Annotated in this window: 10 protein-coding genes and 1 CRISPR repeat array; of the genes, 2 read left to right on the plus strand and 8 right to left on the minus strand. The window is 60.3% G+C overall.

Annotated features, from left to right (window positions below):
• Position 1: 1 nt before the first annotated feature.
• A complete protein-coding gene (locus LAN64_01330; protein MBZ5566470.1) occupies positions 2 to 1,474 on the minus strand; it encodes a hypothetical protein in 1,473 nt (490 codons plus the stop codon).
• Between the two features lie 213 nt (positions 1,475 to 1,687).
• On the opposite strand from LAN64_01330, the gene LAN64_01335 reads away from it, so the two are divergent.
• Together LAN64_01335 and LAN64_01340 are read left to right on the plus strand one after the other, a co-directional pair.
• A complete protein-coding gene (locus LAN64_01335; protein ID MBZ5566471.1) occupies positions 1,688 to 1,930 on the plus strand; it encodes a hypothetical protein in 243 nt (80 codons plus the stop codon).
• Positions 1,931 to 1,966: 36 nt separating this feature from the next.
• Positions 1,967 to 2,257, plus strand: coding sequence for a hypothetical protein (locus LAN64_01340; GenBank protein MBZ5566472.1), 291 nt, complete (start codon positions 1,967 to 1,969; stop codon positions 2,255 to 2,257).
• 87 nt (positions 2,258 to 2,344) lie between these two features.
• Positions 2,345 to 3,503: a CRISPR direct-repeat array (repeat unit 36 nt; unit sequence GCTAGGGTTGGCCGAGATTCACCGCTCAAGTACACT).
• A 50-nt stretch (positions 3,504 to 3,553) separates the two neighbouring features.
• Here the strand turns inward: LAN64_01340 and cas2 are convergent.
• The 7 genes from cas2 to LAN64_01375 form a co-directional block, all read right to left on the minus strand.
• Positions 3,554 to 3,859 carry a CRISPR-associated endonuclease Cas2 gene (cas2, locus tag LAN64_01345; GenBank protein ID MBZ5566473.1) on the minus strand — a complete coding sequence of 102 codons (306 nt, stop codon included), beginning with the start codon at positions 3,857 to 3,859 and terminating at the stop codon, positions 3,554 to 3,556.
• Positions 3,837 to 4,787, minus strand: a complete 951-nt coding sequence (gene cas1 / locus LAN64_01350; protein MBZ5566474.1) for a type II CRISPR-associated endonuclease Cas1 — start codon at positions 4,785 to 4,787, stop codon at positions 3,837 to 3,839. The genes cas2 and cas1 overlap by 23 nt, the downstream gene beginning before the upstream one ends.
• Entirely contained in the window at positions 4,780 to 8,208 is a 3,429-nt protein-coding gene (gene cas9 / locus LAN64_01355; protein ID MBZ5566475.1) for a type II CRISPR RNA-guided endonuclease Cas9, read from the minus strand. The genes cas1 and cas9 overlap by 8 nt, the downstream gene beginning before the upstream one ends.
• Positions 8,209 to 9,065: 857 nt before the next feature.
• Entirely contained in the window at positions 9,066 to 10,064 is a 999-nt protein-coding gene (locus LAN64_01360) for an NAD-dependent epimerase/dehydratase family protein (GenBank protein MBZ5566476.1), read from the minus strand.
• A 96-nt stretch (positions 10,065 to 10,160) separates the two neighbouring features.
• Positions 10,161 to 11,690, minus strand: coding sequence for an undecaprenyl/decaprenyl-phosphate alpha-N-acetylglucosaminyl 1-phosphate transferase (locus tag LAN64_01365; GenBank protein MBZ5566477.1), 1,530 nt, complete (start codon positions 11,688 to 11,690; stop codon positions 10,161 to 10,163).
• A 128-nt stretch (positions 11,691 to 11,818) separates the two neighbouring features.
• The gene (locus tag LAN64_01370; GenBank protein ID MBZ5566478.1) at positions 11,819 to 13,126 is read right to left on the minus strand and encodes a glycosyltransferase family 4 protein; all 1,308 of its coding nucleotides are present in this window, start codon (positions 13,124 to 13,126) and stop codon (positions 11,819 to 11,821) included.
• Between the two features lies 1 nt (position 13,127).
• Positions 13,128 to 13,646 carry a hypothetical protein gene (locus LAN64_01375; protein ID MBZ5566479.1) on the minus strand — a complete coding sequence of 173 codons (519 nt, stop codon included), beginning with the start codon at positions 13,644 to 13,646 and terminating at the stop codon, positions 13,128 to 13,130.
• Positions 13,647 to 13,705: the final 59 nt, after the last annotated feature.

Here is a 13,705-nt window from a genome sequence, read left to right on the forward strand (position 1 = left end):
TTTATTGACGTCGCGGCTCATACGGCTGCTGGAGGCCGCGCTCAGCCGCCGCGCGCGTCTCCGGGGTTATGTCTCCCGCTGACAGCGCCGCCTTGTAGTGCTCCACGGCAGCGGCGCGGTTTGCCTGGATGTCGGAAATCCTGCCCAGGTAAATGTGTGCCCAGGCGCGCAGCTTCGGATCGCGCGCGACTTGCACCGTGCGCTCGAAGTAATCCCGCGCCCCGTTGATGTCCCGGTTCAGGGTGGCCGCCCTGGCCAGGATAAACAGCGCCCGCCCGGCGTCTTCTTTGTTCTGATCCAGCGCCTGCTCCGCCAGGTGATGCGCACTGTCGTAGTCGCCCGCATCCAGCCGCTGTTCCGCCAGGTCCAGCAATCCGGCTTGCGGCGCGACCGTCGACAGCACCTCCGGTGCCGCGCCGCTGGCCGCGAACCGGACCCCTTCCGCTCGCTTGCTCTCGCGGCCCACATCCAGGTAGTACAGCCAGTCGGGCAAAGCGTCGCGCAGGCCCACCGGCTCGTTCTCGAATTTCACTAGTTGCTCGTAGAAATAGCGCGTCAGAATGAAGCCTTCCTCGACCGCCTCCTCCGCCTCGCGCTGCCGCATCGGCTCGGCATTCTTGCCGCTGGCCGACAACCGCGCTTCGATGGCCCGAATCATCGATTCGATCACCAGCAGCGAAATGTCGCGCTTGTAGCTCTCCTCCAGCGGCGCTCTCTGCACCGTCTTCAGCAAGGGCAACATTCGCTCCATCGCCCCAGCGCGTTTGAGCAGCATCGGGTCGAGGATGAAGTGCAGATACGTGTGGCGGATCTGGTCGATGCCCAACGCCTTGCCGGCGGGCGCAACCACCATGAAGTAATCCACGCCGTAATTGCGTGCGTTCACCAGCCCGGGCGCCGCCATCGGTTCCATGTACACGGTGAAGGTCCGGCCCAGGTACCCGCTCAGCGGCAGCCGCAGGTACAGGTCGGTGGTCAGCATCATCTTCGACACCGGATCGTGGAAGCGCGCCGCCAGCTCCTCGTACTGGTAACGGTGCTCCTCCCAGATGTGATGCAGCTTCGCCGTCTCCGCGAATCGCGCCAGCAACGGCACGAAACCCAGCACGTAATACGCGTCCGGCGGCATATCGGCCTCTTTGACCTTGAGGTTGAACTTCGGCGCCTCGCCCAAGTTCAATGCCAGCGAGACGTACTGCGCCAGCTCGCGGGCCGATTCCGCCTTCTGATGATCGCGGTAGAACGCGCACATCTTCGCGCTCGCTGCCTGCGCTTCCTTCGACCCGCTCACCGCCTTCGCCACTTCGGCGTTCACTTGCGCGCGGATGCCCTCGTTGCTTGCCCCGGCATCGTAACCGCAGTTGTTGATGGCGGCCAGCACGCTGAAGATGGTCTCACTGGTTTCCAGCGTGATTTTCGAGGTCGTTTGTGCCGCTGCCGGCAGCGCCAGCAGGCACAGCGCCAACCGCACCATTTGACGGGAGAATCGCGTTAACACAAAGCTCCTGAAGCACTCCGGAGACCCAGGACGCAGACGAAACGTCCGGGGCGGCCAAGGGCGGGGTCTAAGTTCTAAGTTTACGAGCTAGTCAGCGGGCTGGTCAAACGGCAAACGCGGATCGAAAAATCGCCGGCACGCCGGAAAACAAAATCCCGCACCGCGCATCAATACTAAGCGGAGGTGTGTATGGCGCGCGTTCCGGGCTTGGAGAAAAATCAGGCGCCCTGGCATTTGCGCTGGTTTTACGGCACCATGCGCAAGATGTTCGGCAAGGACCTTACGCCGGCAAAAATCCAGATGCGGGTACCCGGCATTGTCTGGGGCGGGATCGCCATGGAAACCGCCCTGGGACGAAAGCGGCGCGTGTCGTTGCGCCTTACGCAGTTGGCCAAGGTGCGCACCGCGGCGCGCGTCGGCTGTCCGTTTTGAGTGGACATCAATTCTGCCGTGGGCAGAAAAGCCGGCTTGTCCGACGACAAGTTGCTCGCCCTTCGCGGTGACGATCTGTCCGGACTCAGTGATGTCGAGCGCCTGGTCATTGAACTGGCGGACGCGATGGCAACCGCTCCGTCGAATGTGTCTGACGAACTGTACGAGCGCTTGCGCAGCCAGTTCTCGGTGGAGCAGTTGCTCGAGTTGGGAGCGCAGATCGCGTTTGAAAACTTCCGGGCGCGCCTGAACCGCGTCTTCGATGTGGGCAGCGACGAACTGTTTGAGCCCAACGTCACTTCCATCAGGGGCAGCACGGCGGCGTGACTCATCGCACGGTGAGCTGGGGAATCCTCCTCTTAGTTGAGCAACCTTGGCCGTGATGTTTGTCGGCAGCCGCCGGCAAACATCACCGCTAGGGTTGGCCGAGATTCACCGCTCAAGTACACTCGTCGCGGCCAAGCACCGCCTGCAGGCCATGCTAGGGTTGGCCGAGATTCACCGCTCAAGTACACTGCCATCCACGTCGGCAAGGACAAGGACATCGCTAGGGTTGGCCGAGATTCACCGCTCAAGTACACTCTTTCACGGCCGCAATGTGGGCCGCAGCCGGCTAGGGTTGGCCGAGATTCACCGCTCAAGTACACTTCCGCGGCAGCGCGCACCGCGCTGAGTTTCGCTAGGGTTGGCCGAGATTCACCGCTCAAGTACACTCGTCGCGGCCAAGCACCGCCTGCAGATCATGCTAGGGTTGGCCGAGATTCACCGCTCAAGTACACTCCAGCAGCAATTTGTCGGTGATGGTTTGCGGCTAGGGTTGGCCGAGATTCACCGCTCAAGTACACTAAATCGCGCAGCGAGTCCTTGAGAGTTTTGGCTAGGGTTGGCCGAGATTCACCGCTCAAGTACACTGGCATGGGCGGAGTACTCGCGCCGTTGGGCGCTAGGGTTGGCCGAGATTCACCGCTCAAGTACACTTCGCGAATCTCGTTCCCGGCGTTGGAATCCGCTAGGGTTGGCCGAGATTCACCGCTCAAGTACACTCGGCCTCGAGGAAGGCGGTGCGGAGTGAAGGCTAGGGTTGGCCGAGATTCACCGCTCAAGTACACTGCGCGGAACAAGGTCTCGATATCGTCCGTGGCTAGGGTTGGCCGAGATTCACCGCTCAAGTACACTCCAGGTCCAGGATGGCAAACTCGAACTTCTTGCTAGGGTTGGCCGAGATTCACCGCTCAAGTACACTAGGTGAAAGCCGCGATGCTTGCGGAGAACAGCTAGGGTTGGCCGAGATTCACCGCTCAAGTACACTATCACCTCCAGCGCGTCGGCAAAGGTTTGAGCTAGGGTTGGCCGAGATTCACCGCTCAAGTACACTGGCACGGGAGCGGCTACCCTGTCGATCGCTGCTAGGGTTGGCCGAGATTCACCGCTCAAGTACACTGTGACCGTAAAAACGTATTCCTCCGTTCCGGCTAGGGTTGGCCGAGATTCACCGCTCAAGTACACTCCGCAGCCAACCACCCCCAGCCGACGCTGAGCTAGGGTTGGCCGAGATTCACCGCTCAAGTACACTTCGTCCCGCGTAAGCTCCTGAGCTTACGCGGGATTCGCTTCGTTCCTGGCTCAGAAAAGCAGCATCTGGCTCTGCGGTTCCTCCGGTTTGCGCGGCTTTCTTCCATAAAAAACTTCCATTTTCCCGAACTGATGATCGGTAACCGCGATCAGCCGCACCTGGCCCAGCGGCGGGACTGCGCTCCGCACGGTCTTACGGTGAGCCTCGGCGGCTTCTTCGCTCGGCAAATAACGCGCATACACCGAGAGCTGCAGCATCATGAAGCCATCCTTGAGCAGCGCCTTGCGGAAACGCGTGTAATTGCGCCGGTCTTCCTTGTCTTCCACCGGCAGGTCAAACATTGCCATCAGCCACATGGGACGAAACGCGGACAGCGGTTGCGGCAGCATAGCTCACATCCGGAATTTCCATTGCGTTGCTTTCGCCCAGCAGGGCGCGCGCCAAACTGGTCGCCGCCTTGCCTGCGAGGTCGAACAAGCTTCTTTCTTCTCCCCCGGATTCATACCGTCGCTGGATTTCGCCGATCAGGCGCGCTTTGGCATGCTTGTCCAGCAGTTGAATCGGATCGTGGTCCTGGATCCAAAAATACACGGCGCGGTCCACCAGCGGGCGAAAGGGCTCCATCAGGTCGTCGGCCAGGCAAAATGCGTCGTAACGGTTGTGATGCTTGAGTCCGAACGACGGGTGCAGCCCTGCGGCGCACACCGCCCTCGCCACCATGGCACGCAGCACCGCGTAGCCGTAATTCAGATGGCTATTCTGGTCCGGCCCCTCGCTGCCGCGCCGGAATTTCGCATCGGCGAACAGAAGCGGCCAATAACGCCGCGACGCCTGCGACTCCAGTTGGCCGGCATCGCCGGAGCGGACCCGTTCCGCCATCGCCAACAGCCCGCCATCGTGGCCGTGCAGCTCCTCCAACAAGCGGCCCTGGTTGCGAATCTTGGCGCGCACAATCTGCTGCCACAGCCGCTTGCGCAACGGCAGCGACGCCAGTGCCTGTTTGGCGAACCGCTCCGCCTGCGTGCCGTGCGCCTGCACCGGGAGCATCATGGCGACCGGCAGATATTTCTGATCGCAGATCACCACCGATCCACCCAATTCCGCCACCCCGGCAATCACCGCCTGCGTCATCAGCACCCGCGGATGCGAGATGACCAGCACGGCGATCTCCGAGAGCGGTGTCGTAATCGCCGCCGCCCCGCCTTCCGGCTCGATCACAAGCTGCGCATTGCGCACGTGCAGCGTCGCCGCCGTTTCCGAGATGTCAATGATGCGGTCAGTCATAAGCGTAGTGCGGCTGTCCCAACATGAGGGGATCGACCGCGATTTTTCGGCAGTTCGCAACCCGTAGCTGGTCCACAGAACGAATGCGAATCAATTCGCTACCCTGTCCCTTTCGAAAATCCTTGAAAGAAACCCTTTTCAGATCTTCTAGTCTCCTTGCCTCCGAATGCCGTACGAGGTCGATCTCGACATCCCCACTGGCTTCTTCACTAATGGTCCTCACAATGAACAGATCTTTTCGTCTTCCACCCGAATCGTCCATTTCCACCGTGTCTCCTGGCATAAGTGAAAACAGAAACTCGGATTCAAGCCGTCTCGGTGCATCATCATGCGGCCACGAATGTCGCACTAAGTTGTCTTTGCTCTTCGTTTCTTTCAGGTCCTGCCACCTATCTAGTGCGTCTTTGCGGCTGACCACGCCCGGACTGTCCCACTTCTCGCGCCGATTCTCGTCTCGCACGATAAAGATCGGAATGTGGTGGTTTTCGGCCAGGGACACATTTCGTTCCCGAACTCCGTTTGCCACCGTTACAACTCTGACTGGCACGTGAATTCGCACCTTGCGAATCGGGATTTCCTCACCTTTCTTCGTTCGAAGTGCGGGTGGAGAATCCTTGAATTTCTTCGGGTCGCCGATCTCGGATAACTTTGCCTTTACAGCAGCCGCTATAGCGCCGTCTACGATCAACTTCTCTGCATTGATCTGAGCTGCGGTCAACTCCCAAACGAATTTGCGCTTATGGACCTCTTGCCGTTTCAATCCTCTTGCCACAGCATATGTATTAGCGTCGTCAATCTTGCCGTTCAGTTTCCGTTTGGGCCTGTGAGACACCTTAAGAGCCGACACCTCGGCCTCGATGCTCGACACGAAATCCTGCCAGGGTGCCTCTACGTATCGTGACGTGACTCTCTCCGCGCCCCGCGCCCCATGGAAAGCGGCTGCCGCACCACTCATACGCTGCACCACCCCTTGGCTCGTCAGCGCAATTACTACAGCGTCGATCGCATGATGGCGATGGTCGCTTCGTTTTGCCGGCTGATTTGGCCTCGGTTTCGGAAACAAGTGCCGAACGACAGCCTCCAATTGCCAAGCCCGCCGCAAGGCAGCGGTACTGATGCCGGTCGACACATACACCCGTCGTACTCGCCTCTTTGTTCCCGCCAACGAATCCAACATCTCTTCGTCACGACCGCCATAAAGAGCACCTACGTAATCCGCCGCCAACGTGCTAGCGTAACGTGTATCGTTCAACGCTCGTGCGGAGAACTTTTCCAGTTCTTCCTCCGTCGTGATCTGGAACCGGCGTAGCTTTTCGCGGTTTCCCATTTTGCGCACCCGTTCCAGAATTCCGTCCCACTCATTGGAGGGACCACAGGCTTCGAAAGGCGTCCATCCAGCTTTGTACTTTCGGTTGAACTCCGCATCGCACAACGTCTTGTTCTGGAATGAATCGTCGGCAAAGCGCCGCTTCGGCAGTATGTGCTCCACATCGAAGCGTGGCGGCGATCCAAACAAGTCGGAGAACGCGATGCTTTTACCCGTGTAGGGGCATATTCCCTTGCACTCCTCCCATAGTTTAAGTTTCTCTATTTCAGCGCCGCATTCTCTCCAGAGCCGCACTTTCTCAATGTCTGCGGGCTTAACCTGCTCCTCGTCGATGCCGAGCTTGATAGAAATTAGCTTCCGTAGCCTCTTGCGCTCTGTTGCATCTCGCTCCATGCGCTCATTTTCCAGCCGGCGTTGCTCCATGTTCCGTTTCAAATCGCGCGCCAACTCGATTCGAATCTCACGTGGTTTCTTCCCGAATTTGCGGATGATTGCGTTTACCGTCTTGCGCAACTCGGTCAGCGCGCGCCTCACGGCAGGGTTGGGAACATGCGGCAAAACATCACATAGCGGTGGAAGAAAGTCGTGTTTCTCATTACCAGAAAAACTATTTCCGTAGCGATCCTCTTCCGCCGTCTTGAACGGCACCCCTCTCTCCATCAGCGGCAGAAGCTTCCTCAGCGCCTCCAACGATAGTTTGGAATATCCATCCTCTGCTTCTTTGCTGGCAAGCATCCGCGCCTGGTCCGCTGATAGCCCTAGTCGCTGTTGGGCCCACTCGACCAGCTTGGGCCCATCCTGCTCGTCCATCCACCGTTGTACGATTTCGTTTTTTTGATTATCCGTGAATTCCTTCCACCCACTGCCAAACACTTGGCGCATGTGCGAGGCTGTGCGGTTTCCCTTGACCTTTCGCTCTGGGTTCAACTTTCCGGCAGCGCGCTCCAAATTCAGGTGGGCTCCTCCGGAGATGCCGAGAAAATCACGAATTTGGCGGCATGACATCTCGGCTCTTCGTCCCAACTCATCCGCCAGTTTCGACCGATCTTCAGACGAAAGTTCCCACTCATCCAAACCGTCGATGACCGTGATGTCATTCACCTTCTGGAGCACCCGAAATTGCTGCGCTTCGAGGCAGCTCGTCGGCGCACGCCTCTTGGTTCGCTCCAACCGGCATCGGCCGATCAGGTGTTTGTTTGTTGCCACGGGCCGCTGGTAAAAAAGGAGACGGTAAACGCGGCCCTTGAATCTCGCGTCACCCAGAAGTTCTTGCCAGTCTGCGTACTCGGCCTGATTGTCCCAAATTGCCTCGAATTCATGTTTGAACATCTGGCGTGCCGTGTACTCGCCCCGAACGCGCCGTTCCAGCGGGTTGCAGTTAGCGAAATACTCGCCGAGGGTCCGGGCGTTTTTGTCCTTCATTCGCCGATCCAGGTCCGCGATCCCAGCCAGCACCCTGCCGGTTTCCTCTTCAGCATTAGCCGGTTCCTGGAGAGTGCGTTTTGAGCGTTTGCGTGGCGACGCTGCCCCTTCAACAGCTCCCTCAGTCCGCCCACGTCCTGCCTTCCGATTGCTCTCGTAACCGCGTCGCTGCCCAAGACTGTAAAGTGCCCTGCCAAGTTCCTCGGGTTCAAGGCGATGATCCAGCGCACGAGCCCGAAGGAGATAAGGCATCACATGTTCGACTTGCTGCACCTCCGGATACCAGGCACGAACGCGCCTCAGCAGTTCGTGATCCAGACCCTTCTTTTCCTTGCTGCGGGCGGGTCCATGCAGTATTTCTTGACGGACTTCTGGCGAAGTGCGCCGGCCAGTGCTCGCACCCGGGAGTAACCCTTTGAATTGCAGCAGGGCGAACAATTCTGACTGCCTTGCTGCGCGGCGCCGCGTTTGCCGCCGCTGCAAACGTGCGCGGCGCCGCTCTGCGGCGTTCGACGAATCGGTTCTCCCGACAGCAAACTTGACGGGATCTGCTCCCGCCTCAAACACGCGAACGCCGATGCCACACACTCTTTTCCTGTCCGCACCGACAGCTGCCCACCCCAATGAGCGCGTTCCAAGGTCAAGGCCCAAGATGTAGTCTTCGTTAGCCATGAATAACTCCATTGACGGGAATGAGGTCGAGCAGTATCCTTCTCCGCAGTGTACTTGAGCGGCGATTGCTCGACTAATCTTAGTAAGCTTTCGTCGTGAGGCGACGCTTTTAAGCGACCTCTGAACGCCCCTGCGGGGGCGTTCGTATTTCCGAACAACCGACTACGAACTGCGGACTACCGCCAACTCTTCCCAAAACGGGAATCACTCACTCACAATTTCTGTTTTTCCGGTTGCTTGTCACAGACATCTCCTCCCCAACCCGCTATCCTGATCTTGCGCACAATGCGCCGAGGTGGTTGTGTTGATCACAGCCGCTGTTTAGTTCTTTGACAACTTGAGGCGCTTAGCAGGCGTGAGGCACGAAGTGCCGAGAGCCTGTTGCCGAAATCCTCAGGCCGTAGGCCCAAGGAACTCTTGTTACCCACTTGGTTATCATTGCAGATGAAATTTCGGGCCGCAGAAGTTACCCTTTCGGTTAACGAAGCCGCCTCCGGTAACCTACGGTTACCGTCGGCATACCGTGGAGATTTGTCAGGTATCGAGGCTACCGCGCCGCCGCAACTGCTTCTTGCCGTGAGCCTTGCGCCGTGAACCTTGCTCCTGGATAGGGGGGAGGGGGTCTGCAATACCCATTCGAGAGGGTTAATACCTCAAGAGTTACTGCGACGCCGAGACACACGCTCAAGGGCGAACGCGCTCCAGCAACTCATGATGAGCGAACGCGTCAGTAGGGCAGTTTCAGAATTGGTGTAGCCGCGAGAGCAAACACCGAGACCCCTCGACTCGGGCTTCCCGCGCCGGAAAAAACGCGCGGGAGCACTCCCTCGCTCGGCATCGGCCACAGAGAAACGGCTCTAATGCGCCGTCGCCGCAGCCTTTGCCGATAAGCGCCCAGCTTTGGCAAGCTCGCCTTCGATCCAGCGGTAGGTGACCGCCAGGCCCTGCTCCAGCGTAATCTTGGGCTCCCAGCCCAGCACCTTGCGGAGCCGCGTGTTGTCGCTGTTGCGGCCGCGCACGCCCTGGGGCTTGCTGAGGTCATGGCGGATGTGAAGCTTTTTGCCGGCGATGCGCGCCACCAGGTTGACCAGGTCGTCCACCGAGATCAAGTCGTCGCGCCCGAGGTTGAGCGGATCGCGGAAATCGGAGGCCATCAGGCGCAGCAGCCCTTCCACGCAATCGTCGATGTACATGAAGGAACGTGTCTGCTGGCCGTCGCCCCAGATCTCGATCTCGCTGCCGTCACGGGCCAGCGCCACCTTGCGCGAAATGGCCGCCGGCGCCTTCTCCTTGCCGCCGTCGTAGGTGCCGAGCGGCCCGTACACGTTGTGGAAGCGCACGATGCGGGTCTCGAACTTGAAGTCATGCCAGTAGTACTGGCAGAGCTGCTCGGCGTAAAGCTTCTCCCAACCGTAGCCGGGTTCGGGATCGGCGGGGTAGGCGTCCTCTTCCTTCAGCGGCGCGATCTCCGCGTCCTTCTGCTTGTATCCGGCATAGACGCAGGCGGAGGAGGAGTAGAGAAACCGGCGAACGCCATTGCTGCGCGCCGCTTCCAGCATGTGAGTGTTGATGAGCGTGTTGTTGCGCGCGATGTCGGCCAGCGAGGCGGTGATGTAGCCAATGCCGCCCATGTCGGCCGCCAGGTTATAGATCTGGTCAATGTTGCCGCGGGTGGCGAGCAGGCAATTGCCCCAAGCGCGCAGGTCGAGCAGTTCGAACTGATCGGCCGCCGAGGGCTCGTACTCGGGTTGCTTGATGTCCACACCGCGGACCCAGCAGCCTTCGGTCTTGAGTCGCTTCACCAGGTGATGGCCGATAAACCCGCCGGCACCGGTCACCAGTACGCGTCGATTGATACTTTCCAAGCTCCCCTCCGTTCAGAACAGCAGATCAAGCCCGCGGGCGCCAGGTCAATAGGGGCTTAGTACCGCCACATGCCCCGCCGCGGCGCATCACGCCTGCGATTGGTACGGCCGCAGCGGCTGCTGGCCAGCGGCAGCGTCCAGGGCTTCCTCGGCGGTGATCTCGGCCGCGTGGGCACGATCCAGCGCTTGGGCCAGTTCGCCTGGGAAGTAGTGCGTCAGCAGGTTAATGTCGAGCATCAGCGGCCTTTCGGAGTACTCACGATAAACGCGGAAATGGCCGTGCCCCCTGTCATCGCTGGCCAGCGCGAGGTCCATCCGCCACACGGCGGACTTGCCGAGGATCTCGATCGCATGGGGCTTGCACCACGCCATGCGGATTTCCGGCGCATGGCCCGTGGCGGACGCCGGTACGTACTCCAGTTCGTAGCCGTCGAATTCGTTTTCCGCGAAGGCGCTTTCCAATTCGAGCCGCACGGCTTCGACACTTCTGGATTCGGCGAAGCTGGCGACGGCGCGACGCACCGCGAGGTTGTTGACGATGACCTGCTTCTGATCGAAGGTACGCTGGGCGACGCGGCGAAGCTCGAAAACTTCTTGATAGCCGAGATGTTGGGCCCCCACCCAGACGATTCCGCCGAGCACGACCAGCACCAGGGCGACCGGCCCGCCGCCGGGCAGCAGCAGAAACAAGCTGAGCAGTCCGAACATTGCGGAAACGGCGTAGAGGATGAGCGTGGTCTGGCGCGGCGTAAAGCGTTTGAGCAGCTTGTGGTGGATATGTTCGCGGTCGGCAGCGAAGAGCGGCTTGCCGTTCATGAAGCGGCGCACCACGGAAACCATCGTTTCCAGGATGGGCAGGCCGAAGGAAACCACGGGGATGGCGACGGCGACCATGGTCGGCGATTTCTGACCATACAGGGCCAGCGAGCCGAGCATGAAGCCGACGAACAGGCTGCCGCAGTCGCCGAGGAAGATAGTCGCGGGATTGAAATTGAAGCGGAGAAATCCGATCAGAGCGCCCGAGAGGGTAGCAGTCAGGAGCAATCCGAATTGGTTGCCGTTGAGCGCCGAAACGATGAGAACGACGAAGGTAGAGAAGAGCGCGGAGCCGGTTGCCAGGCCGTCAACGCCGTCAATCAGATTGAAGGCATTGGTGATCCAGAGAATCCAAACAATGGTGATCGCCAGCGAAGCCAGCCACCCGAACTGCGAGGAGCCGAACAGGAGGGGCAGGCTCATGATGCGTAGTCCGCCGGCAAACACGATGGCGGCGGCGACCCCCTGAATGGCGAACTTCCAGTAAGGGCCGATACCGCGGATGTCGTCGTAGAGGCCGAGCAGGAAAACGATCGTCCCGGGCACGAGCAGAAATGCCATGGTGCGCATGTGAAATGCCTGACGCACCGGGTGGCGGCCCATGTAGTAGAGAACCGCGGTGAGCGAAATCACCAGGGCGCCGAAAATGGCGACTCCGCCGATGCGCGGCAGCGGAACCGTGTGGACGTGGCGTTCGGATTGCGGGAGCGAGACCCAGCCGTTCTTCAGCGCCCGGTTCCTGACCACCCACGTAAGCAACAATGAGAGCAGGAGGGAAAGAGCAAAACTGCTCAGACTCATTAGGAACACTGATGCGCTCCTCAACGTCGTGGCGCAAATGCATGAATTATGATGCTTGGAATGGTACAGGAAGCGACCCCAGGTCCCAGGAAAAAGATTTCCACAGGCGAACCAAGTTGCTCAGTGACCTACCGATCCACCCCAGAAAAGTGATCCGTGTGGCTCGTATTCTGAGCGCAGGCAGCATCCACCAGAGCAACCATCTGCCGGGCCAGGAGTTCCTGCGAGTAGCGGGCGGCAAAATCGATGTGGCGCTGGACGGGCATTCGACCCTGTTCGACGGCGGCGAGAATGTGGGCGACGACGGCGTCCACGTCTCCATGACGCGCGGACCGGACCAGGTCCGAGCCCAGACCGGCGAACAGGTCGGCGATGTGGCTTTCCGCAGGCCCGATGTAAAGCACTGGAGCGCCCACGCGCAGAACGTTGTAAATCTTGCAGGGATGAATAATGCCGACGAACGGATCGCCCATGACCACCAGGTGCAGGTCCGCCGCCGACAACGACGAGCCCAGTTCTGGCAGCGGCTGATAAGGCAGAAACACGATGTTTGACATGCTGCGCTCGCGGGCGAGCGCCTGCAGCTTGCGGTACTCGCTGCCGCCGCCGGCGAAGCAGAAGACGATGCGTGCTTCCCCGGCAAGGCGTTGCGCGGCTTGGACCACGGTGTCGAGCGGATGACACGGGCTGTGGTTACCGGAATACATGACCACAAACTTGCCGCTGAGCCCATGAGCCGCGCGGAACTGTTGGCGGCGGGTGGCGTCGAAACGCACGAGATCATGCGTCCAGGGAGGAACGACCGCGATTTTATCCGGCGGCAGGCCCTTGGAGATCATGCGGTCGCGCATGAAGCGGTCAAGAGCGATGATGGCGGTGGCGCGGCGCATGCTTTGCAGTTGCACAGCGGCGAGGGTGCGGCCAGTGAAAGAGTCCGCGCGCAGCCAGCCGGCGGCGATGGCCTCGTCGGGATTGAGGTCCATGGCCCAGAACAGCAGGGCGTGGGCCTTCAGCGGCACCAGCAGCGAGCCCAGCCAGGAAATCAGCGGCGGGGAGGTCAGGGCGATGGCCAGGTCGCAGCGGCGCAAAAGGAATAAGCGCACGGCGCACGCGGCCATGTAAGAGGCGAAGTCGGCGGCGCGGCGCCAGCGCGCGGTTTTGCCGAAGGACGTGGAGCCCACGCGAATGATCTCGATGCCGCGCCAGGTCTCGCGCGCGGGAAAGACCTGCGAGGGATCATCGTAGGCGCGCGCGCCGGTGACGACGATGACGTGGTAAGCGGCTTCGACGAGCGCCAGGGCGATGTCGGTGGCGTGCTGTGCGGTGGAGACGACGTCGGGATAGAACGCCTGGTTCAGGATCACGATGCGGCGGCGCAGGTCGGGCCCGGGTCTGACTTCCGCCTGCCGATCCGATGGTTGCGCAGTCGCCGGCATGTCACCAGGAAAGAGAAAAATGTCCCTCGGTGATGAAACCGCCGGACTGGATGTTGATGAGCTGAGCGCAGCCGACGAGCTTGCCCTTGAGCTGCTCGTCGGCAAGCTTTTCCACGTTACGCAGGCGCACCATTTGCGCGTTGCCGGAGCGGCACATCACGGCTTGAGGCACCGATTCGAGTTCGGGATGCTGCGCGGCAGCGGGTTCGGTGGTTACGACCAGCAGCGAAGACTTGAGCATCTGCGCAAGGTGCTCGGCGCCGGCGATTACATACGCCACTCCCTTGCTGTGGAGAGTGTGCCCGTCGAGCACCTGGTCGAAGATTTTCTCCACCACCGGCAGCGCCGTCTCGCTGACCGGCAGAGAGAAGCGAACGTGCATCGACAGCAAATAAACGAAGGTGAAAGAGAGGAACAGGTCGTGGGGCTCGACCGCGCCAGCGAGCAATTCCGGAAGGAACAACACCGCGAAAGGCGCTGCGGCGGGCTGGAGTGTTGCTTCCTGATGATCCTCTGACAACGAACTCTCCAGTTTCAGTTTCAGTTTCAGTTGAGTTTGACGCTGCTCCGGTCAAACTA

Source organism: Terriglobia bacterium (assembly GCA_020073185.1).
Lineage (GTDB): Bacteria > Acidobacteriota > Terriglobia > Terriglobales > Acidobacteriaceae > JAIQGF01.

Excerpts from the sequence above, each read along its gene's own strand:
- LAN64_01330 (MBZ5566470.1), bottom strand. The coding sequence starts at position 1,474 with ATGGTGCGGTTGGCGCTGTGCCTGCTGGCGCTGCCGGCAGCGGCACAA.
- LAN64_01335 (MBZ5566471.1), top strand. The coding sequence starts at position 1,688 with ATGGCGCGCGTTCCGGGCTTGGAGAAAAATCAGGCGCCCTGGCATTTG.
- cas2 (MBZ5566473.1), bottom strand. The coding sequence starts at position 3,859 with ATGTGGCTGATGGCAATGTTTGACCTGCCGGTGGAAGACAAGGAAGAC.
- cas1 (MBZ5566474.1), bottom strand. The coding sequence starts at position 4,787 with ATGACTGACCGCATCATTGACATCTCGGAAACGGCGGCGACGCTGCAC.
- cas9 (MBZ5566475.1), bottom strand. The coding sequence starts at position 8,208 with ATGGCTAACGAAGACTACATCTTGGGCCTTGACCTTGGAACGCGCTCA.
- LAN64_01365 (MBZ5566477.1), bottom strand. The coding sequence starts at position 11,690 with ATGAGTCTGAGCAGTTTTGCTCTTTCCCTCCTGCTCTCATTGTTGCTT.
- LAN64_01370 (MBZ5566478.1), bottom strand. The coding sequence starts at position 13,126 with ATGCCGGCGACTGCGCAACCATCGGATCGGCAGGCGGAAGTCAGACCC.